The following is a 25331-nucleotide window of genomic DNA, read 5'->3' as shown; positions in this document are numbered from 1 at the left end:
CGACCAACCAAGGAGAGTCATGAGCGATCTTCAGTACCCCGCCGACCTGCGCTACACCGAGGACCACGAGTGGGTGGCCGACAAGGGCGAGGGCACAGTGCGCGTCGGCATCACGTCGTACGCCCAGGACGCTCTTGGTGACGTCGTCTACGTCAGCCTGCCGGCCGTCGGCGACACCGTCACCGCCGGTGAGTCGTGCGGCGAGGTCGAGTCGACGAAGTCGGTCAGCGACCTGTACTCCCCGCTCGACGGCGAGATCGTCGCCGTCAACGACACGCTGGACGCCGAGCCGGGCACGGTCAACACCGACCCGTACGAGTCGGGTTGGATGTTCGAGATCCGCGTCTCCGACGCCTCCGCCGTCGAGGCCCTCATGGACGTCGAGGCCTACCGCGCCTCGCTCGACTGAGCTCCTCGAGGACCAGACCACCCGGCGATTGCACGACGATCGCCGGGTGACGGTATTCTGACCAACAATTCCGAGCCCTCCAGCCCTTCGCGGCTGAGGCGAGATCCACGAACGGCGTCGTCGCGGCGCGGGGGTGCACACCATGGTTGACGAGCAGAACACCTACGTCGGTGACGCCACGACGATCGGCGTCCCTGGCTCGCACGAGGCCGCTGCGACCTTGTCGACGGAGGCGCCACGCAGCCTGTCGCCCGCCGACCAGGCCATGGTCGAGGCGTTGCGCCCGAACACCGCCCTGCTCATCGCCCTCAGCGGGCCCAACGCCGGGGCGCGCTTCCTGCTCGACGCCGCCGAGGTCAGCGCCGGGCGTCACCCGAAGAGCGACATCTTCCTCGACGACATCACCGTCTCGCGACGTCACGCGATCTTCGTGCGTGACGAGGATGGCTACAGCGTGCAGGACATCGGCTCGCTCAACGGCACGTACGTCGCGCGTCAGCTCGTCGACCAGGCGAAGCTGCGCACCGGTGACGAGGTCATGATCGGCAAGTACCGTCTCACCTACTACGCGGCCCCGACGAAGGCCTGAGGGCTTCACGCATGGCGCACGGTCTCACGATCAGCGGTGTTCTCGACGAACTGCGCGAGGAGTTTCCCGACCTCACCGTCTCCAAGGTCCGTTTCCTCGACGCGCAGGGGCTCGTTTCGCCGAAGCGCTCCGATTCGGGCTACCGCCGCTACTCACACGAGGACATCGACCGCCTCCGCTTCGTGCTGCGCGCGCAGCGTGACCGCTTCTGGCCGCTCAAGGTCATCCGTGACGCCCTCGACGCCTACGATCGCGGTCTCACCCCGGACGAGGACGTCATGGCGACTGCCGTGCCCGCCGTCCCCGCTCAACACGTCGACGAAGACGTCCCGAGCGAGGAACAGCTCACGGCCGCGCCCCGCGAGAACCTGTCGCTGACGCGCGACGAACTGGCCCGTGGGGCTCAGGCGAGCACCTCGCTCATCGACGACCTCGTGACCTTCGGCCTCATCCGCGCTGATTCCGGTGGTCACTTCGACGCCGACGCACTCGCCGTCGCGACAGCTGCTGCCGGGCTCGCTGAGTTCGGTGTGCAGGCCCGTCACCTGCGTCCGTTCCGCCTCGCCGCCGACCGTGAGGTCGGTCTCGTGGAGCAGGTGCCGCTGCGTGACACGACGCAACGCGTGACGATCGCTCAGCGCGCTCTCGCGCTGCACGTCGCGCTCGTCAAGGCCGGCCTGCGTCACTGACGGTGCTCGCCACGCCCCGAGCGCGAGCGACCGGCACGCGCCGATGCGGCGTCGACGGAGTAGCGTGGTCGTCGTGAAACGCGCTGAGATCGCCGGAATCCGCATGGACGTCCCCACCGCAAGCCCCGTGCTGCTGCTGCGGATCGAATCGGGCCCCATCCACGTCCCATTGTGGATCGGTTCGTCCGAGGCCTCCATCATCGCCCTGTACGCCGAGGGCGTCGAAGCGCCCCGCCCGCTGACGCACGATCTGCTCCTCGACGTCGCCGCCGCCTCCGGTCGCGCCCTCGACCACGTCGAGATCTCGCGTCTCGTCGACGACGTCTTCGAGGCGAGCCTCGTCTTCGACGACGGCGGCCGCGTTGATGCGCGCGCGAGTGATGCCGTGGCCCTCGCCGTGCGCGCCCAGACGCCGATCCTCGTCGATGACGCCGTCGTCACCGCCGCTGGGCTCGAGGTGGCCGACGAGCAGGAGGAAGAGGTCGAGAAATTCCGCGAATTCCTCGACCAGGTGAGCGCCGACGACTTCGAGGAACCAGGCGAATGAGTTAACCCTCAACTTAACGTTGAGGTATAGCGCAGGGGCGGAACTCACCGTCGACTCGAACGTTAATGTTCGTGATCAGACCGTGATGCCGCGTCATGGCGGGAAATCTTTCCGGCGTGTCGCGTGTCGAATCGTTGCCCGGCGCGACCCGCACCCGTACCGTTGAGGGAGTCAAGAGGGCGTGCTGCACGTGCTCACGTCTTTGTTCTTTCAGGAGGTCGCCGTGGTCAGCACCGGCAAGGCGCACGAATCGCAGAAGCAGGTTCATGCGCCGCTCGATGCGGATGTCAGCCGTACCGCAGTGCTTGACGACACGACGCTCGGCTACCGCGGCCCCGCCGCCTGCCGCGCGGCGGGCGTCACCTACCGTCAGCTCGACTACTGGGCCCGCACGGGTCTGCTCGAGCCGTCGGTGCGCAACGTCAGCGGATCCGGCCACCAGCGTCTGTACTCGTTCCGCGACGTCCTCGTCCTCAAGGTCATCAAGCGCCTGCTCGACGCGGGTGTCTCCTTGCAGCAGATCCGGGTCGCGGTCGCGGCGCTGCGCGACCACGGCGTGCGCGAGCTGGCGGGCATCACGCTGATGTCCGATGGCGCGTCCGTGTACGAGTGCACGAGCGATGACCAGGTCATCGACTTGCTGCGCGGCGGCCAGGGTGTGTTCGGCATCGCGCTCGGTTCGGTCTGGCGCGAGGTCGAGGGCACCCTCGCCGAACTGCCGAGCGAGCGCCCCGACGCCCCTGAGCTGGCCGAGCATCCCGGCGACGAGTTGCGCCGCCGTCGCGTCGCGAAGAAGGCCGGCTGACCCGCCTCTTTTCGCCCGTTCGAGTACCCGATACCCGCGAGGGGTGTCGGGTACTGTGGTGTTCGCTGTCGAACCTGGCGGGAGAGACCTGTTGCCGCGAGCACGGGCGCCGAAGGGGCAAGCCTCCCCGCAACCTCTCAGGCGAAGTGGACCGTCCAGGTGAAGCAACTCTGGAGCGCGTGCGTGTGACAGAGGGGGAGTAGCCAGCCAAACGGCTGGCCGTCACCCACGACGTGTCACGGGAGTCCTCCATGACCAGCGAATCGCTCGCCCCCTTCGTCGCTCGCCACATCGGCCCCGGCGACGACGATCTCGACCACATGCTCGAAACGATCGGTGCGAGCTCGCTCGACGATCTCATCGCGCGTGCGGTGCCGCAGACGATCGCGCAGCAGCGCCCCCTCGCCCTCGATGCCGCGCCGTCGGAGGCCGCCGTCCTCGCGGAGCTGCGGGAGAAGGCGTCGCGCAACGCGGTGCTCACCTCGATGATCGGCCTCGGCTACTACGGCACGCACACCCCGGGTGTCATCAAGCGCAACATCCTCGAGAACCCGGCCTGGTACACCGCTTACACGCCGTACCAGCCGGAGATCAGCCAGGGCCGCCTCGAGGCGCTGCTCAACTTCCAGACCGTCGTCACCGACCTCACAGGGCTCGCGACGGCCGGTTCGTCGTTGCTCGACGAGGCGACCGCCGTCGCCGAGGCGATGACGCTGATGCGCCGCGTCAGCAAGGCGCCCAAGGATGCGGTGCTCCTGGTCGACGCGAAGGTCATGCCGCAGAGCATCGCCGTGACGCAGACCCGTGCGACGCCGCTCGGGCTCGACGTCATCGTCGCCGACCTGCGCGGTGTCGACTCGCCCGAGGCCCTCGTCGAGGCGGCCGGTGGTCGCAGCGTGTTCGGCGTCGTCGTCCAGTACCCGGCGGCGGACGGTCAGATCGTCGCGTGGAAGAAGCTCGCCGACGCCGCGCACGAGCACGGCGCCCTCATCACCGCCGCGACGGACCTGCTCGCGCTGACGCTGCTCGCCTCGCCCGGTTCGTGGGGAGCCGACGTCGCCGTCGGCAGCTCGCAGCGCTTCGGAGTCCCGATGGGTTTCGGTGGCCCGCACGCCGGATTCATGGCCGTCCGCTCCGGGCTGGAGCGCAACATGCCGGGTCGCCTCGTCGGCGTCTCGGTGGACGCGGACGGCAACCAGGCGTACCGCCTCGCGCTGCAGACGCGTGAGCAGCACATCCGCCGCGAAAAGGCGACGTCGAACATCTGCACCGCCCAGGTGTTGCTCGCCGTCATGGCGTCGATGTACGCCGTTTACCACGGCCCTCAGGGGCTGAAGGCGATCGCCGAGCGTGTCCACGAGACCGCTCGCCGCCTCGCGACGGCGCTGCCGAAGGCCGGCCTCGAGGTCGAGCACGACACGTTCTTCGACACCCTCGCGGTGCGCGCCGAGGGTCGCGCCCAGTCGCTCGTCGACTCGGCCCTCGAGCACGGCGTCAACGTGTGGAAGGCCGATGACGACACCGTCTACGTCAGCGTCGACGAGACGACGAGCGAGGACGAGCTCGACGCGCTCGGCGCCGCATGGGGCTTCCGCGCCCGTGAGGCGGCGGAGAACACAGCGTGGCCGAAGGAGATCGAGCGCACGGAGGAATACCTCACGCACCCGGTGTTCAACAGCCACCACAGCGAGACCGCGATGCTGCGCTACCTGCGTCGCCTCGCCGACCGCGACTACGCGCTCGATCGCGGCATGATCCCACTCGGTTCGTGCACGATGAAGCTCAACGCCACGACCGAGATGGAAGCGGTGACGTGGCCCGAGTTCGCTCACCTGCACCCGTTCGCGCCCGCCAACCAGAACGAGGGCATCCGCGAGCTCATCGCCGACCTCGAGGGCTGGCTGTGCGAGATCACCGGCTACGACGACATCTCGTTGCAGCCGAACGCCGGCTCGCAGGGTGAGTTCGCCGGCTTGCTCGCGATCCACGCCTACCACGAGGCGAACGGTGAGGGGCACCGCAACATCTGCCTCATCCCCGCCTCGGCGCACGGCACGAACGCGGCGTCGGCCGTCATGGCGGGCCTCAAGGTCGTCGTCGTCAAGACGGCCGCCTCGGGTGAGGTCGACCTCGACGACTTCAAGGCCAAGCTCAAGGAGCACGGCGAGAACCTCGCGGCCATCATGATCACCTACCCCTCGACGCACGGTGTGTTCGAGGACACGATCACCGAGATCTGCAGCCTCGTCCACGAGGCCGGTGGCCAGGTGTACGTCGACGGCGCCAACCTCAACGCGATGGTGGGGCTCGCTCAGCCGGGCAAGTTCGGCGGCGACGTGTCGCACCTCAACCTGCACAAGACGTTCTGCATCCCGCACGGCGGCGGTGGCCCCGGCGTCGGCCCGGTCGCGGTGCGTGAGCACCTCGCGCCGCACCTGCCGAACCACCCGCTGTTCGCGGAGGCCGGTCCCGCCACGGGCGTCGGCCCGATCTCGGCGGCGCCGTTCGGCTCGGCGAGCATCCTGCCGATCTCGTGGGCGTACGTGCGTCTCATGGGCGGCGAGGGGCTGACGAAGGCGACGCAGATGGCCGTCGTCAACGCCAACTACGTCGCGAAGCGTCTGCGCGAGGCCTACCCGGTGCTCTACGCGGGTTCCGACGGTCTCGTCGCGCACGAGTGCATCCTCGACCTGCGTCCGCTGACGAAGGAGTCGGGCATCACCGTCGACGACGTCGCCAAGCGCCTCATCGACTACGGCTTCCACGCCCCGACGATGAGCTTCCCCGTCGCGGGCACGCTCATGGTCGAGCCGACGGAGTCCGAGTCGCTCGAGGAGCTCGACCGCTTCGTCGACGCGATGCTCGCCATCCGCGCCGAGATCCAGGACGTCATCGACGGCAAGGTCGCCGCCGACGAGTCGGCCCTGCGTCACGCGCCGCACACCGCGGAGTCGTTGACGAGCGACTGGGAGCACCCGTACGAGCGTCGCGACGCCGTCTACCCGGGCTCGACCGACCCGCGCAGCAAGTACTGGGCGCCCGTTCGCCGCATCGACGGTGCGTACGGCGACCGCAACCTCATCTGCTCCTGCCCGGCGCCCGAGGCTTACGAAGGCTGATGAGGAGCTGATGCGCCGCTGCTGACAGCGCCGCGACGAACGGCCGCTCACCCTCGGGGTGAGCGGCCGTTCGTCGTCTGCTGCCGTCAGGCGCGTTCGGGCACGAGGTCGCCGGTGCCGGCGCGGTGGCGGTAGTCCTCGAGGAAGTCGGCGATGCGTCCGATGGCCTCTTCGAGCACGTCGACGTCGGGCAGCGTGACGAGTCGGAAGTGGTCGGGGGCGACCCAGTTGAAGCCCGTGCCGTGCGTGACGAGGATCTTCTTGGCCCGCAGGAGGTCGATGACGAAGTCCTGGTCGTTGTCGATCGGGTAGATCTCGGGGTCGAGGCGCGGGAAGGTGTAGAGCGAGCCCATCGGCTTGACGCAGCTGACGCCGGGGATCTCGTTGAGCATTCGCCAGGCCAGCATCGATTGTTCGTAGAAGCGGCCGTCGGGCCCGATGAGCTCGTTGATCGACTGGTAGCCGCCGAGCGCGGTCTGGATGGCGTGCTGCGCGGGCACGTTGGCGCACATGCGCATGTTGGCGAGCAGCGTCAGACCCTCGAGGAAGTCCTCGGCGAGGTGCTTCGGCCCGGAGATCATGACCCAGCCGGCGCGGTAACCGCACACGCGGTAGGCCTTGGACAGGCCGCTGAAGGTGAGGCACAGGACGTCGTCGCCCGCGAACGTCGCGGCGTGGTGGTGCACAGCGTCCTCGAACAGGATCTTCTCGTAGATCTCGTCGGCCATGACGACGAGGTCGTGGCGGCGCGCGATGTCGACGAGGCCGCGCACGACATCCTCGGAGTAGACGGCGCCCGTGGGGTTGTTCGGATTGATGATGACGATGGCGTGGGTGTTCTCGGTGATCTTCGACTCGATGTCCGCCAGATCCGGGTTCCAGCCGTTCTCCTCGTCGCACAGGTAGTGCACGGGCGTACCGCCGGTGAGGGAGACCGCACCGGTCCACAGCGGATAGTCGGGGGCGGGCACGAGGATCTCGTTGCCGTCGTCGACGAACGCCTGCAGCACCATCGTGATGAGCTCGGAGACGCCGTTGCCGATGTAGACGTCCTCGACCTGCGTGTCCTTGAGGCCGCGGCTCTGGTAGTACTGCGCGACGGCCGTGCGCGCCGAATAGATGCCGCGGCTGTCGCTGTAGCCCTGCGCGTGGTGCAGGTGGTGCTTCATGTCCGCGAGGATCGCCTCCGGCGCCTCGAATCCGAACGGCGCCGTGTTGCCGATGTTGAGCTTCAGGATCTTGTGACCCTCGGCCTCGAGCCGCTGCGCCTCCTCCAGGATCGGGCCACGCACGTCGTAGCGGACGTTCTGGAGCTTGTTCGACTGTCGGATCGCACGCATGAGCACAGGTTTTCACACCGCGTCGCTCAGGGCGTGGTAGACACGGCATTCGGGACGGCGGCGTGCCCCGGCGCGGACGTCGTCCGCACGCTCGAGCCCTCGGAGGTCTTGACGACCTCGACGTGCGTGGGGATGCGGGCGCGCAGTTCGGTGACGTGGCTGACGACGCCGACGAGCCGTCCGCCCTCTCGCAGCGAGTCAAGCACTTCCATGACCTGCTCGAGCGTGTCCTGATCGAGGCTGCCGAACCCCTCGTCGACGAACAGCGTGTGCAGTTCCAGGCCGCCTGAGTCGGCGCGCACGGCATCGCCGAGGCCGAGTGCGAGGGCGAGGGAGGCCATGAACGCCTCGCCGCCTGAGAGCGTGGCGGTGTCGCGTGAGCGCCCCGTCCACGCGTCGACGACGAGCAGCCCGAGGCCGCTGCGCTGGTTGCCCTTGGCTCGTTCGTCGGTGTAGCGCAGCTGGTAGCGCCCGTCCGTCATCGTCGCCAGACGTTCGTTGGCCATCTGCGTGACCGTCTCGAGGTGCGCCGCGAGCACGTAGCTCGTCAGCCGCATGCGGCGGGTGTTCTCGCCGGTGCCGGTGAAGCTCGCAGCGAGTTCGGCCGTCTCCGCGGCGCGCTCGGCCATCGGCAGATAGGTGCGGACGGCGTCGGCCACCTGGTGGCGCACCGAGTCGAGCACGGCCTGAGTCTGCTGCCACTTGACGGCGACCGTCGTGGCCTCTTGGGCCCGGCGGGTCAGCACCTCGGCACGCTGGGTGAGCCGCGCCGGATCGGCGGCCGGGGTGAAGGCTGCGATGCGCACCTGCTCGTCCTCGAGGCTCGTCTGTGCCGCGGCGACCCGGCGGACGGCGTCGTTCCAGGTGGCGTCGAGGCGGGCGCGCTCGTCCTCGGGCAGGGCCAGTGCGCGCGCCTGTTCGATCGTGTCGTGTCCGGCGACGGCGAGTTCGTCCGCCACGGCCTGGGCGGCACTGCTGGCGGCCTGCTCCGCGTGCTGAGCGTCGCGCTGGGCGCGCTCGACGTCATCGATGAGGCGTCGACGCTCGGTGACGGCCGCCAGCGCCGCCGCGACGAGCGACGGCTCGAGCGGTGCGGGGGAGCCGGGCTGGTCTTTCGCCACCTCGGCGCGCGCGCCGAGCCCGTCGGCGACTGCCTCCATGCGTTGCGCCGGCATCAGCGACCCCGGCGGCGTCGAGCCCGCCGCCGGGCTCGACGGCTGCTGCGACTGGTACGAACCCGTCCCGGAGGCCGCGCTGCGCGGCGGCCAATCGACGCCGAGAGCGGCCAGGGTGGCCGACGGGACCGCCTGCAGCGCAGTGGTGAGGACGCCGAGCGCGTGCTCCGTGGCAGTTCGAGCCTCACCAACGGCGCTCTGCGCTCCCACGCAACGCTCCTCGGCCGCGCTCAGCGCGGAAAGTGCCTTCGTGTGGGCGGCTTCTGCGCTCGAGAGCGCCGCGCGTGCTTGGGTTGCTTCGGCAGACAGTGCAGCGGCCGTCGTCGTGAGGTCGGTGAGCGCGCGCGTGACGGCGTCGGCCAAAGCCTCGCCGGCCCGCGCGTCTTCGGCCGGTGCATCGTCGTTCCGCTCATCGTCGGCTTGGGCGCCACCGTCAAGCGAAGCATCGTGGTTCTGTACGTCGCCGGCCGGCGTGCCGTTGTCGCCCGGAACGTCGGCCGCCAGGACGACGTCCTTTCGTGCGTCGTCATCATCATCGGTGCTGAGCCACGTCCTCAGCGCGTCGGCATGGCCCAGACGGCGCGCGGTGGTCTCGACGTGGTCGAGGTGACGCAGCTGCGCCGGGTCATCGTGCGCGCGTGCCGTCGACAGATCGTCGGCGAGCGCCTCGACCGCGACGCGCAGTTCGTCGTGATGCGCGGTCACGGCCTCGTCGAGGTGCCTCAGGCGTTCACGGGCCGCGCTCGCGGAGGCGCCGGCGCGCAGCCGGGCCGCGTCGGCCTCGCCGGCCCGCTGCTCGGCCTGCTCGATCTGCTCCGCGCCGGGAGCGTCATCGGCGGGGCTCGCCGGGCTCGGATGCGTGGCTGAACCGCACACGGGGCACGGTTCGTCAGGTGCGAGAGCTGCACCCAGTTCCCCCGCGATGCCGGCCAGGCGCGCCTCGCGCAGCCGCAGCACTTCGCGCTCCGCCGCCGCGTGGGCGCGTACGGCTTCGGTCTCGCGTGCCTCAGCCTTCGCGAGGGCGTGGGCCAGCTCAGGGCGACGCGCCGCCTCACGGCTCAGTCGCGCCAGGGCAGCCCGCGCATCTGACGGGTCAGGCAGCGTCGCCACGAGCGTCGCGACCTGGTCATGCTGCTCGCCGGCGCGCGTCACGGCCCCTTCGGCCCGCGTGGTCGCCGCCTGGGCCTCGGCGAGCCGCGCCTCGGCGTCCTGCAGCTGCGCCACTGCACGAACCTCGCGCGTCTGCGCCGATGCCACATCGCGTGCGCTCGACTCGGCGTGACGCAGCGCGTCACTCACCGCCTCGAACCAGCCGTCGGTGAGCTCGGGGGAGGGCCAGCCACTCTCGGGCACGTGCACGCCCCGTTCGCGCAGCGCCGTCTCGGCCCGCGTGACGGCCTCCACCGCGCGTTCGGCATCCGCAGCCGCGGCGCCGGCGCGCGCGTGCAGCCTCAGCGCCCCGGCCACAGACGCCGCGTCGTCGAGGGTGCGGCGCACCGAAGCCAGCCGGTCGGCGGGCCATTCGGCGATGACATCCGCCGCCTCCTGGGCGCGTGCGCGCAGCAGGGTGCGGGCGGCTTCGTCGTCGGCGGCACGGCTCGCACGTCGCGCGCGCACCTCACTGGTGCGCGCCGCGTGCTCGAGAGCGTCGCGGCGTTCGGTGACCTCACGGACGACGGCGCGCAGACGCTCGGGTAGCTCCGGTACGTCCGCGCTGACGGCGTCGGCGCTCGGCGCATCGACGCTGACGTCGAACGGCGCCTCGAGGGGCTCGTCGAGGCGGGCGAGCGCGTCGTCGATGATCGTCAGGTGGCTGCGGATGCGTTCGAGTGACGCGTCGCGCTCGCGGGCACGCTGATTCTTCGCCTCCGTGAACCACGTCTCGACGGCGTCGAACCGGCTGACGTCGAAGAGGCGTTCGAGCAGGATGCGACGATCTTCCGGCTTGGCGCGCAGGAATTGAGCGAACTCTCCCTGTGGCAGCAGCACCACCTGCGCGAACTGCTCGAGTCGCATGCCCAGGGTGTCGCTCATCATGTCCGCGGCCTCGTCGATGCGCTGCGAGACGAGATGCCATGCGTTGTCGCGCCACTGGCTGAGAAGCACCGACGCCTGACGCGTCGTCGTGCCCGTGCCGCGGCGTTTGGGCGCCTCCCATTGGGGGGTGCGCTGCACGCGCCAGCGGGTGCGTCCGACGCTGAACTCGAGCTCGACGCGCGGCTCGGCGAACGGTTCGGCGTGGTGGCTGCGCAGGCTCTGACGCAGCGACTTGCGGGCGCCGGGCACGTCGCCGAACAGCGCGAACGCAATGGCGTCGAGCAGCGAGCTCTTGCCGGAGCCGGTGGGACCGTTGATGAGCAGGATGCCCTGATCGAGGGCGTCGAAGTCGATGTGCTCGCGCCCGGGGAAGGGCCCGAATGCCTCGAGGGTGAGCGAGTGCAATCTCATCGCAGGGCCTCCAGGTCGAACATCGAGCCGTCGTCGCGCATGGTCTCGGCGTCGTGGTGGTTCGCCGCGGCGACGGCGTGGCCGATGGCGGTGCGTTCGGTCGCGTTAGGACCGCGTCCCCCGCGCACGTGGGCGAGGAAGTCGCAGCACAGCTCGACGTCGTCGCGCCCGGCGAGGCGCTCGGCGTACGTGAGCGGCGCATCATCCTTGCGGGCCGATTCGAAGGAGAGCCGCAGGGTGTGCGGGAAGCGGGCTCGCAGCCGATCCATCGCCGCGGCCGGCCGAATCTCGTCGGTCAGCGTCACCTGGCACCAAGCCGCCTCGGCGTGGGCGAGTGCGGGCTCGGCGAGCAGGTGGTCGAGTTCGCCGACGAGCGTCGCGAGCGGGCGGTGCACGGGCGCCTCGATGAATTCCCCACGCGCGGCACCACGTGTGACGTCGATGAGCCACGTGCCCTTCGTGTGGCCTGCCTCGCTGAACGACATCGCGACGGGGCTGCCGCTGTAGCGCACGTGCTCTTCGAGCGTCTGCGGGCCGTGCAGGTGCCCGAGCGCGGCGTAGTCGAAGCCTGACACGACGGACGTGGGTACCTGGCCGAGGCCGCCGACGCTGATGTCGCGCTCTGAGTCGCTCGTCGTCGCCCCGGCGAAGTACGCGTGCGCCATCGCGACGACGGGCGCGCCGTTGTCAGGCACCTGGGCTCGCGAGCGCGCGACCGCCTCGCTCAGCACCGCCCGATGCGTTCCCTCATCGAGGCCGAACACGCCCGCAGCTACCGACGGTTCGAGGTAGGGCAGCGCGACGACGTGACCGGCGATCTCGTCGCTGCCGCGCCGCGGCACCGCCACCGGCCGGGTGATGCCCTCATAGGCGGCGCGGATGTGCAGACCCGCATGCTCCATGATGCGCGAGCCGAAGTTGAGCCGGGACGCCGAGTCGTGGTTGCCGGAGGTGACGACGACGCGCGCGCCGGTGTCGAGCAACCGCCACAGGGCGTCGTCGAGCAGTTCGACGGTGCGCGGGTTGGGCAGCGCCCGGTCGTACACGTCTCCGGCGACGAGGACGGCGTCGACCTGCTCGTCGCGCGCGAGGTCGACGAGATGGTCGAAGTAGGCGGAGTGAGCCTCACCGAGGCCCTCGCCGTGGAACGAGCGGCCCAGGTGCCAGTCGGACGTGTGCAGGATGCGCATGTCTCACACGCTAGAGGTGAGCGCCGACAACCGCGGAATCCCGCGGAAGAAGCAGCCTGAATCGACGTCACACAGCTCGTGCGACCAGGGCACAGAACGCAGGTACGACCTCAGACCGACGGCAGGTGCGTCGTGTTCCACGAGGCGATCGTCGGGATCCCGTGGTGGGTGTCGAGGGCGCACACGGCGCCGGCGTCGAGCTGCAGCGACGCCGCGAAGCGCGGCTGCTGACGCAGGTACGCGGCGGCGAGGATGCGCAGCAGGTGCCCGTGGGCGACGAGGATGACGTCGCCCTGCTCCAGCAGCGGATGCACCCGTGCGAGCACGTGCGAGGCGCGCGCGGCGACGTCCTCGACCGTCTCACCCGGGGTCTCGCCAGGGATGACGCCGTCGGCGAAGATCTCCCAGTCGTACCCGACCTCCTCACGGATCTGCGGCGTCGACTTGCCCTCGTAGCCGCCGTAGTCCCACTCGCGCAGGTCGTCGTCGATCTCGAGGTTCTGCAGCCCGATGAGTTCGGCCGTGCGCCGCGCGCGCAGCAGCGGGGAGACGAACTCCGCGACGAAGTGGTGTCCGGCGAGCGCCTGCCCGGCCGCCCGCGCGACGGCCTCCCCGGCGGGCAGCAACGGCAGATCCGTGGTGCCGGTGTGGCGCCCGTCACGTGACCACTGCGTCTCGCCGTGGCGCACGAGCACGAGGCGTCCGGAGTCGGGGCGGGGGGCGTTGGGGCTGGCTGCGTCGGGCACGCCTGGCAGCCTAGTGGCACGATGGGCGTATGAGCGCCAACGACCCCCACCGCAGCGTCAGCATCTCCCGCACGAGCGCTGGACGCTTCGTCGCGACGAACGCGCGCGGCGGCACCCTCGAGTTCGGCTCGGGTGACGACACCGACTTCACGCCCGTCGAGCTGTTGCTCACCGCGATCGCCGGGTGCAGTGCCATCGACGTCGACATCTTCACCACGCGCCGCAGCGAGCCGACGCAGTTCGACGTCGTCGCCGAGGGCGACAAGGTGCGCGACGAGCAGGGCAACCACATGGGCCCGATCGACGTGACGTTCACCGTCCGTTTTCCCGAGGGCGACGCCGGCGACGCCGCGCGCAAGGTCTACCCGGAGACGGTCGAGTTGTCCCACGAGAAGCTGTGCACCGTCAGCCGCACGGTCGTGCTGCCCACCGAGGTGAGGATGCACGTCGCCGAATGACGGCCGCGGTGGCGGCGGCGCCCTGACGCTGTCCCCGGACCCGCTGCCCGGACGCGTTCTTGCCGCGCGTCGTCCCACGAATCGGACCCTGCGGATCGGGTGGGTGTGAATCCCCATCCGACCTCGTCGCCCGTGCCATAGTGTGCGGGCTGCTGTCGAGAGCCAGGGAGATGCGTCGGTGGACAAGATCACGCTCACCCATGACGTCCCGGTGCCGCCGGCGGCCGCGTTCTACCTGTTCGTCGGCGAGATCAGCAAGTGGTGGCCGCCGCTGCAGACTCCTGACCCCGCGCGTCATGCGGGCGTCGTCATCGAGGCCCGTCCGGGCGGGACCGTCAGCTTCCGAATCGGCGGCGAGGATCGCGCGTGGGGCGAGGTCGTCAGCGTCGACCTGCGCTCGTCGATCGTCTTCGACTGCTGGCGCCGCGGCGAGCATCGTCATCCGAGCCGCGTCAGCGTCCGGTTCAGCGACAGCGAATGGGGCACCCGCGTCACCTTCGAGCACGACGGTTGGGACGACGACAACGCAGGCGCGCGCGCCCGGTACGGCGACTGGCCGCTCATCCTCGCCGAGTTCGTCGCCCACACCCGCCGTCACGCGCGGGGGATCAGGGTGGCGGCGCGTGATCCGCGCGGCGTAGCCTGAGGCATGGCGCTCTTCCTCGACATCCACCCCCAGAACCCGCAGCCGCGCACCGTTCGTCAGGTCGTCGACGCTCTGCGTGACGGCGCGCTCATCGCCTACCCGACGTCGTCAGGTTTCGCTCTCGGTTGCGCGCTCGGCAACGCCGAGGGCAAGGAGCGCATGGTGCGCATCCGGCACCTCGACGCCAAGCACGACTTCACGCTCGTGTGCGAGGACTTCGCACAACTCGGTCAGCTCGTACAGCTCAACAACGCCGCGTTTCGGGCGATCAAGGCCTCGACGCCGGGGCCGTACACGTTCATCCTGCCGGCGACGGCGGAGGTGCCGCGCAAGCTCGTGCACCCGAAGAAGAAGACGGTCGGGGTGCGTCTCGACGACCATCCGATCGCGCGTGCCATCGTCGCGGAGTTGGGCGAGCCGCTGCTGTCGACGTCGCTCATTCTGCCCGACCAGGACGAGCCGTTCACCTACGGCTGGGCCGTCAAGGACGCACTCGACCACGAGGTCGACATCGTCATCGATGCCGATGAGGTCGAGCCGCGCCCGACGAGCGTCATCGACTACACGGACGCGGCGCCGACCGTGGTGCGCGTCGGTGCCGGCGACGTCGCGCGCTTCGAGGGCTGACGCCGCGTAGCCGCGCGAAGGCGCCTGGAACAAGGGTCGGAGAAGGCGCGGCGATGCACCCCCGCGGACGGTGCGTGCCGCCTAGACTCGACGTCATGATCATCGTGACGACGAACGACGTGACCGGTCACCGCATCGAGGCGACGATGGGTGAGTGCTTCGGCCTGACGGTGCGCTCGCGCCACATCGGCTCCAACATCGGCGCCGGGCTCAAGGCCATGGCCGGTGGTGAGCTCAAGGGCATCACCGAACTGCTCGTCGAGTGCCGCCGTGAAGCGTTGTCCCGCCTGGCCGCCGAGGCGCAGGCGCGCGGCGCGAACGCCGTCGTGGCATTCCGCTTCGAGACGAACGAGTTCGCACAGACCGGCATCGAGGTGTGCGCCTACGGCACGGCCGTCTATATCGCACCTGACGGCCAGCAGGGCGGGCAGCAGGCGCACCAGGGTCAGCAGGGCGGGGCGCAGCAGTGGAATGCGCCGGCGTCGCAGAGCATGGGCCAGCAGTTCGCGGGCGGCTCGGGCGAGCCCTCGCAGCAGTGGCAGGGCAACGCTGACGCACAGCGGTGACGACGCTCGTCGTCGCCGCGGCGGCCAGCGAGACGCGCTATCTTCCCGCTGACGTTGACATGGTCCTGACCGGCCTGGGCAAGACCGCGGCGGCAATCGCAACGACGCGGGCACTCGCGGAGCGTACGCCGCAGGAACGGGCGGGGCTGCAGGTCGTCAACCTCGGCTCATGTGGAGCCCTGCGCCCCGGCATGCGCGGCGTCTTCGAGCCGGGCGTCGTGCTCAACCACGACATCAGTGCCGACGCGATCCGCGCCCTCGGCCACGACGTGCGCGAGCGCCTCGGCGTCGGGGCAGGCGACCCAGAGCTCGTCCTGGCCACGGGTGACCTGTTCGTCAGCGACGCACAGGTGCGGGATGCTCTTGCCGAGCGCGCGTCGCTCGTCGACATGGAGGGCTACGCCGTCGTCGCGGCCTGCCAGGCGTTCGACGTGCCCGTGCGCGTCGTCAAGCACGTCTCGGACGACGCCGACGCCTCCGCGTTCGACTGGGCGACGCTCGTCGACACCTCGGCGCGCGACCTCGCGGCCTGGTTCACCGCCAACGTCTCGTCCACCTGACGCGCCGCTGGGCGAACGCACGCGCCGCGGGATGTGGCAGCGCTGGCTCCGCGGCTCGCGAGCGGCATCAGCATACGGTCGGGCGTCGCGTCGCAAGCCGTCAGGAGCGGGGCAACGCCACGGTCAGACGCTGTGCCATGGACCGTGAGGTCCGCGACTGAGCGCGCGCCGCCAAGGCTTCACACGCCCAACAACCGGGCCGACGCGCCGAGGGCCCGCGAGACGGGCTCGGCGTAGCCTGCGCCGAACAGGTGCAGGTGGACGAGCCAGCCGAACAGTTGATGCAGCGGCAGCTGCTCGCGCCAGTCGTCGGGCAGGTGGGCGGCCTCGGCGTAGGAATCGAGAATCGCCTCGAGTCCGGGCGCGCCGAACATCGTCAGCATCGCGAGATCCGCGAGCGGGTGGTGCCCGCACGCCGCGGGGTCGATGACGACGGCGCCGCCGCGCGTCCACAGGACGTTGCCGCTCCATAGGTCGCCGTGTACGCGGGCGGGCCGCACGAACTCACCCGAGGCGCCCCAGGTGTCGACGGCCCCCGATTCGACGGCGCCGCAGACGCGCTGCGCGAGGTCGGCGTCGCGTCCCGCCAGCCGCGTGCGCTCCAGCACCGGTCGCAGCCGGGCCTGCGTGTAGAACGCCCCGAACGTCGCCGATTCGACATGGGGGAGCGTGAGCGGCTGATCGAGCGGACCGAAGAAGTACGTCGACGCGCCGGGCGGCAGCGCACCGAACGCGGGGGCGCCCGCCGCATGCGTCGCCGCCAGAGCAGCACCGAACCGGGCCGCGGCCGCGTCGACGCCGTCGCTCGGGCGAGCCTCGTCTAGGCGCTCCAACGTCACCGACGTGGCGTCCTGGTCGAGCACCTCGACGACGTCGACGCCCCCATCGGCGCTCGCTGCGGCGAGCCACCGCAACCCCGCAGCCTCCGTGGCGAAGAAGCCGGACGGCGCGCCGGCTCGCTGCTTCACGTACGTGTTCTCGCGTCCGTTCATGCGATGAGAGTACGCTCGCGAGGTGCCGCAGATGACCACGCGCCGCCCCGTCCACCGCGTCAACGCCGGGGGCATGAGCCGTCGCCCCGACGACCTCGTCGTCGAGGTGCCCCTCGAACTGCACCTCGACGACACGACCCTGGCTGTCCTCATGCGCACGCCCGGGCACGACACCGAACTCGCCGCCGGGTGGCTGCTCGTCGAGTCGGGAACGAGCGCGCCGGAGCACATCCGTCAGCTGCGCGGATGCTGGAAGAACGAGACCGACGCCATCGAGATCACCCTCGCCGCCGGCGTCGAACCACCGCGTCCGCGCTCGTTCGTCACCGGCGCGGCATGCGGCGTGTGCAGCGCCGACCAGCTGACGCTCGGACCCGCCATCGCGACGTGCGAAAAGGTGTTGAGCGCCGACGTCGCTCGCGAACTGCCCGACGCTCTGCGCCGCGGCCAGCGTGCCTTCGAACGCACCGGGGGGCTGCACGCGGCAGCGCTCGCGACGTACGACGGGGTGCTGGGGCCGGTGCGTGAGGACGTCGGGCGTCACAACGCCGTCGACAAGGTGCTGGGTCGCGCGCTCATGGAGGGTGAGCTGCCCGCGACGGATCGGCTGCTCGTCGTGTCCGGCCGGGTGTCTTTCGAGATCGTCCAGAAGGCCGTCGCGGCGGGCGTCAGCGGCATCGTCGCGGTATCGGCGCCGAGCTCGATGGCCGTCGATCTGTGCGAGGAATACGGACTCGTGCTCGTCGGCATGATGCGCCGCGACCACTTCAACATCTACGCCGGCGCCGACCGCGTCAGCGCCTGACGGACGAGCCCTCGACGGCGCCGCGTCCTCTCGCGATCGTGTTCCACACGTACGCCATGCCCGTGCCAGGTGCGCCCAACGCGAGCATGCTCAGCACGACGCGCCAGCTGAGGTGCACCTCGCCGCGGCCCACGAACGGCGTGAGCACGAGCGCGCCGAGCGAGACCTGGAAGCACGCGACGGCGAGCGCCGGCAGCCCACGCGGAGCGATCTGCTTGCGCAGGTAGGTGAAGCCGAGGCCGTAGCACGCGGTCGCGGCGAGGCATGCGAGCTGACCCGTCGCGCTCGAACCGCCGAGTGAGTGCCACGGCGACAGGATGGTGAGCACGCCGACGAAGCCGAGGACGAGGCCGATGGCGCGATCACGCGTCAGCCGTTCCTCCGGCAGCGCCGCGACGGCGACGATCATCGTCATGAGCGGCGCCGTCACGTCTTAGATGCTCGCCAGGATGGAGGAGGCGTGCTGCTCGGCTCACGCGAAGAGTAGAAACGGCACGACTCACAACAGCATCGTGACGACGAGCAGGTGGCCTCGCACCGCACGATCCCGCGGGAGCGGTTGGCGCCGCACCGCACAGATCGCGAGCAGCGCGAGCGCGCCGCTCGCCATGCGGGCGAGCACCTGCACAACGGACAGCCACCTCGAGGCCGACCTTCGTGACCAGGAAGCTCGAACCCACATGAGCGCCAGCAACACGAACTGCGCCCCGACCGGCATGCGATTCACGGCGGGACTCCTGCGTCCTGACGCCAGGGTCCGGCGTCAGTTCGCGAGCGCCTCGAGCAGGTCGAAGCGGGTGAGGACGCCGATGGGGCGGCCGCCGTCGACGACGAGGACGGCGCCCTCGTCATGCAGCGCCTCGCGCGCCGCCGACACCGGTTCGCCGCGGCCGATGAGCGGCAGGCCCTCGCCGAGGTGGTCGGCGATGGCGTCGCTGAGCTGCGCGTCCCCGGCGAACAACAGGTCCATGAGCGTGCGCTCGCTGACGGCGCCGCGCACCTCGCCGAGCATGACGGGCGGCTCGGCGGCGACGACGGGGAGCTGGCTGACGCCGTACTCGCGCATGATGTCGATCGCGTCGCGGATCGTCTCCTGCGGGTGGGTGTGGACGAGGTCGGGCAGGTCGCCGGACTTGGCCTGCAGCACGTCGCCGACGGTGCGCTCGCCCTCGCCGGTGATGAAGCCGTAGGAGTTCATCCACGCGTCGTCGAAGATCTTCGACATGTAGCCGCGCCCGGAGTCGGGCAGCAGCACGACGACGACGGCGTCCTCGGGCAGGTCCTTCGCCACGCGTAGCGCGGCGACGACGGCCATGCCGCTCGAACCGCCGACGAGCAGGCCCTCCTTCTCGGCGAGCTGACGCGTCATGGCGAACGCCTCGGCGTCGTTGACGGCGATGACGTCGTCCGGCACCGACGGGTCGTAGGCGCCGGGCCACATGTCCTCACCGACGCCCTCGACGAGGTAGGGACGCCCGGTGCCGCCCGAGTAGATCGAGCCCTCCGGGTCGGCGCCGATGATGCGCACGGGCCCACCGTCGGCCTCGGGGCGCTCGGCGCTGACCTCCTTGAGGTAGCGGCCGGTGCCCGAGATGGTGCCGCCCGTGCCGGCGCCCGCGACGAAGTGCGTGACGCGCCCGTCGGTGTCGCGCCAGATCTCCGGGCCGGTCGTCTCGTAGTGCGACTGCGGGCCGTGCTGGTTGAAGAACTGGTTCGGCTTCCACGCCCCGGGCGTCTCCTGCGTGATGCGGTCGGAGACCGAGTAGTACGAGTCAGGGTGGTCGGGCGCGACGGACGTCGGCGTGACGACGACCTGGGCGCCGTAGGCGCGCAGCACGTCCATCTTGTCCTTGGCGACCTTGTCGGGGCAGACGAAGATGCAGCGGTAACCCTTGCGCTGCGCGACGAGCGCGAGACCGACGCCGGTGTTGCCCGAGGTCGGCTCGACGATGGTGCCGCCGGGCTTGAGCTCGCCGGAGGCCTCGGCCGCCTCGATCATCTTGAGGGCGATGCGGTCCTTGACCGAGCCGCCGGGGTTGAAGTACTCGACCTTCGCGAGGACGGTCGCCCGCACGCCCGCCTCACGCGCGACGGTGCCCAGCTTGACCAGAGGGGTGTTTCCGACCAGATCGACGACGCTCTCCGCATAGTTCATGGCTGGATCATTTCATGCCGTGCCGGTAGGGGCGTGGCGAGAATTCTCCGAAGCTCAACGCCACCTGGACATGACCTGTCGTTCTACTGTGTGACTTGCGGTGTGACAACGCCGTGTCGACGCGGGTGCGCCCGCCTCATCACCAGGAGATCCCCATGGCCGTTCGCACCCGCATCCCGTTGGTCGCGCTCAGCGCCGTCCTCGGCGCAGCCACCCTCGCCTCGGCTCCCGCATCGAGCGCCGCGACGCGGTTCGCCACGTACGACGCGATCGTCGCGCTCGACAACTGCTCGGGTTCGCTCGTGCGCTTCCCCGGCGCTGCCGACACCGACAAGGCCCTCGTCCTGACGAACGGGCACTGCATCGGCACGATGCCGGAGCCGTCGACGTTCGTCTACGACAAGGCCGTGACACGTTCGGCGACCGTGCTCGGCGGCAGCGACGCGCACACCGTGACGAAGCTGACACTCGATCGCCTCCAGTACGCGACGATGACGGGCACCGATGTCGCCGTGTACCGCAGCACGTCGACGTACGCGCAGCTCGCGGCGAAGAACGTCACCGCTCGCCCGCTCGCGGCCACGCACCCGAGCGACGAGACGAGCATCGACATCCCGTCGGGCTACTGGAAGCAGCACTACGGCTGCGCGATCAACGGTTTCGTGTACCAGTTGAAGGAGGGCGGCTACACGATGAACGACTCGATCCGCTACTCGACGTGCCAGACGCCTCACGGCAGCTCCGGCTCGCCGATCGTCGATGCGACGAGCGGCACCGTCATCGGCATCAACAACACCGGCAACGACGACGGCGAGCGCTGCACACTCGACAATCCGTGCGAGGTCGACGCGGCGGGCAACGTCAGCGTCCACCAGGGCCAGAGCTACGGTCAGCAGACGTACCCGCTCACCGCGTGCTTCACCGCCGGGTGCATCGACCTCGGGCTCAAGGGCTGCACCCTGTTCGGCGCGACGCCCGCGCAGCCGCCGACCGACCCGACGCCGACTCCTACACCGGACACGAATCTTCTCGTCAACGGTGACTTCGAATCCGGCACCCGCGGCTGGGGCGGCACGACGGGCGCCATCACGACCGATGTGACGTACGCCGCGCACGGCGGCGCGGCGAAGGCGTGGCTGGGCGGCAACGGCCGACGCGTCAGCGAATCGCTCAGCCAGAGCGTCACGATCCCCGCGAACGCGAAGACCCCGACGCTGACGTACTGGAGCCGTGTCGTGACGGCCGAGACCGGCTCGCGCGCCTACGACACGTTCAGTCTTGACGTCGTCGACGGCACCTCGACGAAGCGTGTGGCGTCAGCCTCGAACCTCGATGCGAGCAGCGACTACGTGCGTCACACCGTCGATCTGTCGGCGTACAAGGGCCGCAGCGTCACGCTGCGTTTCAGTGAGAGCGAGGACGCCGACCTCGCGACGAGCTTCCTCGTCGACGACGTCAGCGTGACGGCGGGCTGACGCGCTCAGGAGCTCTGACGCATTCAGGCGGCGGCGCAGGCGTTCCAGGCGGCGAGGGTGGTGTCGTCGTCGGGGACGCCTGCGGCGCGCGCCGCGTCGGCGATGCCGCGCCACGTCGTCTCGTCGACAGGCAGACCGTCGCGGGTGCGGGTGGCGCGCGTGGCGCGTTCGACCTCGCCGGGCAGCAGCGGCCCATGCTCGGCGCCGGCGGGCGCGGGGGAGGCCTTGACCCATTCGAGGAAAGCATCGGCCGCGCCGGAGTCGAGTGAGCCGAGTGCGTTCGGGTCGATGAGGATGCTCGTCATCGAGTTGTAGATCGACGTCGCATCGTGCGCCGTCTCCTCACGCGTCGTCAGCCCGCCTGTGAGGGCGCCGCCGAGCAGTTCGCACATGATGGCCAGGCCCCCGCCCTTGTGCAGACCCATGGCACGCAGCGCGCCGTGCGGTTCGTCGAACAGCACCGACGGGTCGTCCGTCGGGCGCCCCTCGTGGTCGATGAGGCTGCCCTCGGGTGCCTCGACGCCCTTGTTGTGCGCGACACGCGCCTTGCCGTACGCGATGGCGCTCGTCGCGAAGTCGAGCAGGATGGTCGGTTCACCGACACGCGGGAAGGCGACGCAGAACGGGTTCGTGCTGAAACGGGCGTCGCTGCCGCCGAACGGCGCGACCATGAGGCTGCCGCCGACGTTGACGAAGTGGATGCTGATGAGCCCCGCCGCCGCGCACTGCTCGGCCCAGTGACCGATGCGGCCGACGTGGTGGGAGTTGCGCAGGCCCACGAGCGCGAGACCGTACTCGCGGGCCCGTTCGATGCCGACCGCCATCGCGTCGAACGCCATCGCCTGACCGAAGCCGTGCACGCCGTCGACGACGAGGACGGCGCCCGCGTCCGTCACCGTCTCCAGTTCGGCGTTGACGACGAGCCCACCCGCGGCGGCCGAGCCGACGTACGTCGGGATCATGCCGACACCGTGCGAGTCGTGCCCCGCGAGGTTGGCGGCGACGAGGTGGTCGGCGACGAGGCGCGCCTCGCGTTCGTCGCTGCCGAGCGCGTCACAGACGGTGCGGACGAGGTCGTGCGCCACGGCGGGCGGGACGATGCGTGTGGTCACGGCGGCAGGATTGGACGTCATGTCTCCAGCGTAGGCGTCCGCGAATCGGGCCCGGGCGGCGCCCGCGCCGATCCGGTGCCGACGAACGACGCACGTCTCAGGCCGCGCTCGACCACAACCGCACGGGTGTGATGCCGCCGGGTGTGCGCACGAGCACGGGCCACGCGAGGTGCTCGCCGAGCTCACGGGTCAGGGCGTCGGCCCAGCCCTCCTCGAACGGTGACGCGCCGGTCGTGCCCGATCGTTCGAGGCACAGTGCCGCGCCGCTGGGGACGCGATCATCGTCGACGAGGTGACGCACGAGCTCGCCGAGGCTGTCGATCGAGCGGGCATCCGGGGTGAGGCTGAGGCCCTCGATCTGCGTGAGGGCCGGCAGCGGGCGGGCGCTCGGGTAGAGGAACATCAGCCACAGGTTGCGCCCGCGCAGCGGGGCGGTCTCGAGCAGCGTCGTCCACGTCGCGACGAGCTCGGTGAGGTCGGTGATGGGTTCGTGCGCAGCAGTCATGGCTCCACCCTGACGCCTGGCTTCGCGGCGCCGCGTTCGTCATCCACAGCCGTCACACCTGGGGATGAGCCGACTGCGACTGCACGAGACTCACAGCCGCGTGTCGACATGACGACGGGGTGACGTCCGCCTGAGCGGACGACACCCCGTCGTCGTGGGCGAGCCGGGTCAGCTACGACGCGTGACCTCGGCGTTCTCCCGCTCCACCTTCGCGGCGTGCTCGGCACGCAGCTGCTCGTGCGCCGGGCGACGACGCACGATGAGGAAGTACGCGGCGAGCAGGATGACGAACCACAGCGGCGTCCACAGCAACGCCTGACGGGTGTCGTCCTTGATCCACAGCGTCCACAGCACGAAGACGAAGAACGCCATCGTCGCGTAGCACATGACGACGCCACCGGGCATCTTGAAGGTGCTCGCCTCGTGCAGGTGCGGGCGGCGACGGCGGTAGACGACGTAGCTGATGAGGATGATCGTCCACACGAACATGAAGCAGATCGCGGAGACCGTCGTGATCTTGTCGAACGCGTCGGCGACGCTGCCGCTCGCGCCGAGCAGCGGCAGGCCGATGAGCAGCAGCAACCCGCACGACAAGGCGAGGGAAGCCACCGGCACGCGGTTGCGTGACAGGCGCGAGAACACACGCGGCGCGTCGTTCTCTTCGGCGAGGCCGTAGACCATGCGTGAGGTCGAGTAGATGCCCGAGTTCGCGGAGGAGGCGGCCGACGTCATGACCACGAAGTTGACGACACCCGCGGCCGCGGCGAGACCGGCGAGGGCGAACATCTTGACGAACGGCGACTCGCCGGCCTTGAACTCCGTCCACGGACGCACCGACATGAGGATGACGAGCGCGCCGACGTAGAACAGCAGCATGCGGATCGGCACCGAGTTGACGGCGCGCGGCAGGTTCTTCTCCGGGTCCTTCGTCTCAGCAGCGGCGGTGCCGACGAGCTCGACGCCGACGAACGCGAACACGGCGATCTGGAAGCCCGCGGCGAAGCCCATGAACCCCATGGGGAAGATGCCGCCGTGCGACCACAGGTTCGAGAACGACGACTTCTGCCCGCCGTGCGAGCTGCCCGCGAAGATCATGTAGAGGCCGACGACGATGAGCGTGATGATCGCGATGACCTTGATGAGCGCGAACCAGAACTCGAGCTCGCCGAACGCCTTGACGCTCGGCAGGTTGAGCAGGAACAGCAGCGCCACGAGGCCGACGGCGGGGATCCACGACGGGGTGTCGGGCCACCAGTACTGGATGTACTTGGCGATGGCGGTCGTGTCGGCGATCGCCGTCGCGATCCAGCAGAACCAGTAGGTCCAACCGACGAAGTACGAGGCCCACGGGCCGAGGATGTCGCCCGCGAAGTCGGCGAACGACTTGTAGTTGAGGTTGCTCAGCAGCAACTCACCCATGGCGCGCAGCACGAAGTACAGGAAGAACCCGATGATCGCGTACACGAGGATGACGGACGGGCCGGCGACGCTGATCGTCTTGCCCGAGCCCATGAACAGGCCCGTGCCGATCGTTCCGCCGATGGCGATGAGCTGGAGGTGACGGTTGGAGAGCCCCCGGGAGAGGTGCTCGCCGGCCGGTTCGTCATGAACCGGCGCTGCGGGTGTCGACATGCGCTGCCTTCCTGATCGTGGTCACGCGTCGAGGGGAGCCTATGAGCAAGATGTTTCATCGGTATGACGTGACACACGCCTTTCGCATCAAGGTTGCATAACGCTGCGTTGGGGTGGATGCCGTCGTCGATCCATGACGGTGGCGCTGATGGCAGCACCGACGGCGGCGTCGTCATGGAATGGCCGGCGGGCTCGCGTGGTTGCACCGAGCATGGAACCGATCTACACCGCAGAAGCACTCGCCACCGGCGCCGGCCGCAACGGCCACGTCCACTCCAGCGACGGTCGCGTCGACCTCGACCTCGCCGTCCCACAGGCCATGGGCGGTTCGGGTGACGGCGCCAACCCCGAGCAGCTCTTCGCCGCCGGATACGCCGCGTGCTTCCACTCGGCACTGCAGATGGTGGCCCGCGGCGCGGGCGCCGACCTGGGGGAGTCGAGCGTCGGCGCGCGCGTCTCCATCGGCAAGGCCGGTGAGGGGTTCGGCCTCGCTGTCGAACTCGAGGTCGTCATCCCCGACCTGCCGCATGACGAGGCGCAGGCGCTCGCCGACAAGGCGCACCAGGTGTGCCCCTACTCCAACGCGACGCGCGGCAACATCGACGTCACCATCACCGTCAGCGAGGACTGAGGCGCCGCGACCGAGAGCGGTTCGCGCGGGCGCCGCGTCGGCTGAACCGGCCGCGCGACGGCGCGCCGTCGCGGCAGCGTGACTGACCTGACGAGCGGGTCCCCACCTCG

The 25331-nt window shown here is 70.0% G+C and carries 25 protein-coding genes and 1 riboswitch; of the genes, 14 read left to right on the top strand and 11 right to left on the bottom strand.

The annotated features are described in order from the left end of the window. Window positions 1–19 precede the first annotated feature (19 nt). From gcvH to gcvP, 6 genes are all read left to right on the top strand, one after another. A complete protein-coding gene (gene gcvH, locus J4Z35_RS03905) occupies window positions 20–409 on the top strand; it encodes a glycine cleavage system protein GcvH (protein WP_006943367.1) in 390 nt (129 codons plus the stop codon). A 142-nt stretch (window positions 410–551) separates the two neighbouring features. Beyond that, a complete protein-coding gene (locus J4Z35_RS03900; protein ID WP_040014173.1) occupies window positions 552–998 on the top strand; it encodes an FHA domain-containing protein in 447 nt (148 codons plus the stop codon). A gap of 11 nt (window positions 999–1009) precedes the next feature. Next, the gene (locus J4Z35_RS03895; RefSeq protein WP_074039232.1) at window positions 1010–1687 is read left to right on the top strand and encodes a MerR family transcriptional regulator; all 678 of its coding nucleotides are present in this window, start codon (window positions 1010–1012) and stop codon (window positions 1685–1687) included. 43 nt (window positions 1688–1730) lie between these two features. Continuing rightward, entirely contained in the window at window positions 1731–2234 is a 504-nt protein-coding gene (locus J4Z35_RS03890; protein ID WP_050786398.1) for a bifunctional nuclease family protein, read from the top strand. Between the two features lie 181 nt (window positions 2235–2415). Beyond that, window positions 2416–3039: a MerR family transcriptional regulator gene (locus tag J4Z35_RS03885; RefSeq protein WP_276528395.1), complete on the top strand. Its 624-nt coding sequence runs from the start codon at window positions 2416–2418 to the stop codon at window positions 3037–3039. A 68-nt stretch (window positions 3040–3107) separates the two neighbouring features. Then, window positions 3108–3204, top strand: a riboswitch (glycine riboswitch). A gap of 86 nt (window positions 3205–3290) precedes the next feature. After that, a complete protein-coding gene (gcvP, locus tag J4Z35_RS03880) occupies window positions 3291–6158 on the top strand; it encodes an aminomethyl-transferring glycine dehydrogenase (RefSeq protein ID WP_074039233.1) in 2868 nt (955 codons plus the stop codon). A gap of 86 nt (window positions 6159–6244) precedes the next feature. Here the strand turns inward: gcvP and J4Z35_RS03875 are convergent, their stop codons facing one another. The 4 genes from J4Z35_RS03875 to J4Z35_RS03860 all read right to left on the bottom strand — a co-directional run bounded on the left by J4Z35_RS03875 (window position 6245) and on the right by J4Z35_RS03860 (window position 13057). Then, window positions 6245–7498, bottom strand: a complete 1254-nt coding sequence (locus J4Z35_RS03875) for a pyridoxal phosphate-dependent aminotransferase (protein ID WP_074039533.1) — start codon at window positions 7496–7498, stop codon at window positions 6245–6247. A gap of 26 nt (window positions 7499–7524) precedes the next feature. Continuing rightward, the gene (locus tag J4Z35_RS03870) at window positions 7525–11121 is read right to left on the bottom strand and encodes an AAA family ATPase (RefSeq protein WP_074039234.1); all 3597 of its coding nucleotides are present in this window, start codon (window positions 11119–11121) and stop codon (window positions 7525–7527) included. Continuing rightward, window positions 11118–12311 carry an exonuclease SbcCD subunit D gene (locus tag J4Z35_RS03865; RefSeq protein WP_074039235.1) on the bottom strand — a complete coding sequence of 398 codons (1194 nt, stop codon included), beginning with the start codon at window positions 12309–12311 and terminating at the stop codon, window positions 11118–11120. Before J4Z35_RS03865 ends, J4Z35_RS03870 begins: the two co-directional genes overlap by 4 nt. Window positions 12312–12421: 110 nt before the next feature. Then, entirely contained in the window at window positions 12422–13057 is a 636-nt protein-coding gene (locus J4Z35_RS03860; protein ID WP_115296254.1) for a histidine phosphatase family protein, read from the bottom strand. 29 nt (window positions 13058–13086) lie between these two features. On the opposite strand from J4Z35_RS03860, the gene J4Z35_RS03855 reads away from it, so the two are divergent. The 5 genes from J4Z35_RS03855 (at window position 13087) to J4Z35_RS03835 (ending at window position 15914) form a co-directional block, all read left to right on the top strand. Then, entirely contained in the window at window positions 13087–13515 is a 429-nt protein-coding gene (locus J4Z35_RS03855; protein WP_006944390.1) for an OsmC family protein, read from the top strand. Between the two features lie 178 nt (window positions 13516–13693). Further along, window positions 13694–14161, top strand: a complete 468-nt coding sequence (locus tag J4Z35_RS03850; protein ID WP_074039236.1) for an SRPBCC domain-containing protein — start codon at window positions 13694–13696, stop codon at window positions 14159–14161. 3 nt (window positions 14162–14164) lie between these two features. After that, entirely contained in the window at window positions 14165–14788 is a 624-nt protein-coding gene (locus J4Z35_RS03845) for an L-threonylcarbamoyladenylate synthase (RefSeq protein ID WP_074039237.1), read from the top strand. A 95-nt stretch (window positions 14789–14883) separates the two neighbouring features. After that, a complete protein-coding gene (locus J4Z35_RS03840) occupies window positions 14884–15354 on the top strand; it encodes a YbjQ family protein (RefSeq protein WP_006944389.1) in 471 nt (156 codons plus the stop codon). Then, entirely contained in the window at window positions 15351–15914 is a 564-nt protein-coding gene (locus J4Z35_RS03835; protein WP_074039238.1) for a nucleosidase, read from the top strand. Before J4Z35_RS03840 ends, J4Z35_RS03835 begins: the two co-directional genes overlap by 4 nt. A gap of 179 nt (window positions 15915–16093) precedes the next feature. Here the strand turns inward: J4Z35_RS03835 and J4Z35_RS03830 are convergent, their stop codons facing one another. Next, complete coding sequence (locus tag J4Z35_RS03830) at window positions 16094–16906, bottom strand: fructosamine kinase family protein (RefSeq protein WP_074039536.1); 813 nt, start codon at window positions 16904–16906, stop codon at window positions 16094–16096. A 31-nt stretch (window positions 16907–16937) separates the two neighbouring features. On the opposite strand from J4Z35_RS03830, the gene fdhD reads away from it, so the two are divergent. Beyond that, the gene (fdhD, locus tag J4Z35_RS03825; RefSeq protein ID WP_136788278.1) at window positions 16938–17711 is read left to right on the top strand and encodes a formate dehydrogenase accessory sulfurtransferase FdhD; all 774 of its coding nucleotides are present in this window, start codon (window positions 16938–16940) and stop codon (window positions 17709–17711) included. Here the strand turns inward: fdhD and J4Z35_RS03820 are convergent. From J4Z35_RS03820 to J4Z35_RS03810, 3 genes are all read right to left on the bottom strand, one after another. Next, window positions 17701–18141, bottom strand: coding sequence for a DMT family transporter (locus tag J4Z35_RS03820; RefSeq protein WP_074039240.1), 441 nt, complete (start codon window positions 18139–18141; stop codon window positions 17701–17703). The genes fdhD and J4Z35_RS03820 overlap by 11 nt on opposite strands. 69 nt (window positions 18142–18210) lie before the next feature. Further along, a complete protein-coding gene (locus J4Z35_RS03815) occupies window positions 18211–18438 on the bottom strand; it encodes a hypothetical protein (protein WP_136788277.1) in 228 nt (75 codons plus the stop codon). A gap of 36 nt (window positions 18439–18474) precedes the next feature. Then, window positions 18475–19866, bottom strand: a complete 1392-nt coding sequence (locus J4Z35_RS03810) for a cystathionine beta-synthase (RefSeq protein WP_074039241.1) — start codon at window positions 19864–19866, stop codon at window positions 18475–18477. Between the two features lie 155 nt (window positions 19867–20021). Here J4Z35_RS03810 and J4Z35_RS03805 point away from each other — a divergent pair, with 155 nt between their 5' ends. Then, window positions 20022–21341 (top strand): serine protease, encoded by a 1320-nt coding sequence (locus J4Z35_RS03805; protein WP_074039242.1) that lies wholly within the window; start codon window positions 20022–20024, stop codon window positions 21339–21341. 23 nt (window positions 21342–21364) lie between these two features. On the opposite strand, the gene J4Z35_RS03800 is transcribed toward J4Z35_RS03805, so the two are convergent. The 3 genes from J4Z35_RS03800 to J4Z35_RS03790 all read right to left on the bottom strand — a co-directional run bounded on the left by J4Z35_RS03800 (window position 21365) and on the right by J4Z35_RS03790 (window position 24590). Beyond that, window positions 21365–22474 carry a malate/lactate/ureidoglycolate dehydrogenase gene (locus J4Z35_RS03800; RefSeq protein ID WP_038568042.1) on the bottom strand — a complete coding sequence of 370 codons (1110 nt, stop codon included), beginning with the start codon at window positions 22472–22474 and terminating at the stop codon, window positions 21365–21367. Between the two features lie 76 nt (window positions 22475–22550). Beyond that, window positions 22551–22958 carry a hypothetical protein gene (locus J4Z35_RS03795; RefSeq protein ID WP_074039243.1) on the bottom strand — a complete coding sequence of 136 codons (408 nt, stop codon included), beginning with the start codon at window positions 22956–22958 and terminating at the stop codon, window positions 22551–22553. A gap of 168 nt (window positions 22959–23126) precedes the next feature. Next, window positions 23127–24590 (bottom strand): amino acid permease, encoded by a 1464-nt coding sequence (locus J4Z35_RS03790; protein WP_074039244.1) that lies wholly within the window; start codon window positions 24588–24590, stop codon window positions 23127–23129. Between the two features lie 211 nt (window positions 24591–24801). Here J4Z35_RS03790 and J4Z35_RS03785 point away from each other — a divergent pair, with 211 nt between their 5' ends. Continuing rightward, window positions 24802–25221, top strand: a complete 420-nt coding sequence (locus J4Z35_RS03785) for an organic hydroperoxide resistance protein (protein ID WP_074039246.1) — start codon at window positions 24802–24804, stop codon at window positions 25219–25221. The last annotated feature ends 110 nt before the right edge of the window (window positions 25222–25331 follow it).

Source organism: Dermacoccus sp. NHGro5, from assembly GCF_017565385.1.
GTDB lineage: Bacteria > Actinomycetota > Actinomycetes > Actinomycetales > Dermatophilaceae > Dermacoccus > Dermacoccus nishinomiyaensis.
Note: the sequence above shows the minus strand (reverse complement) of the source record. Positions and strands in the feature narration are given on the sequence as shown.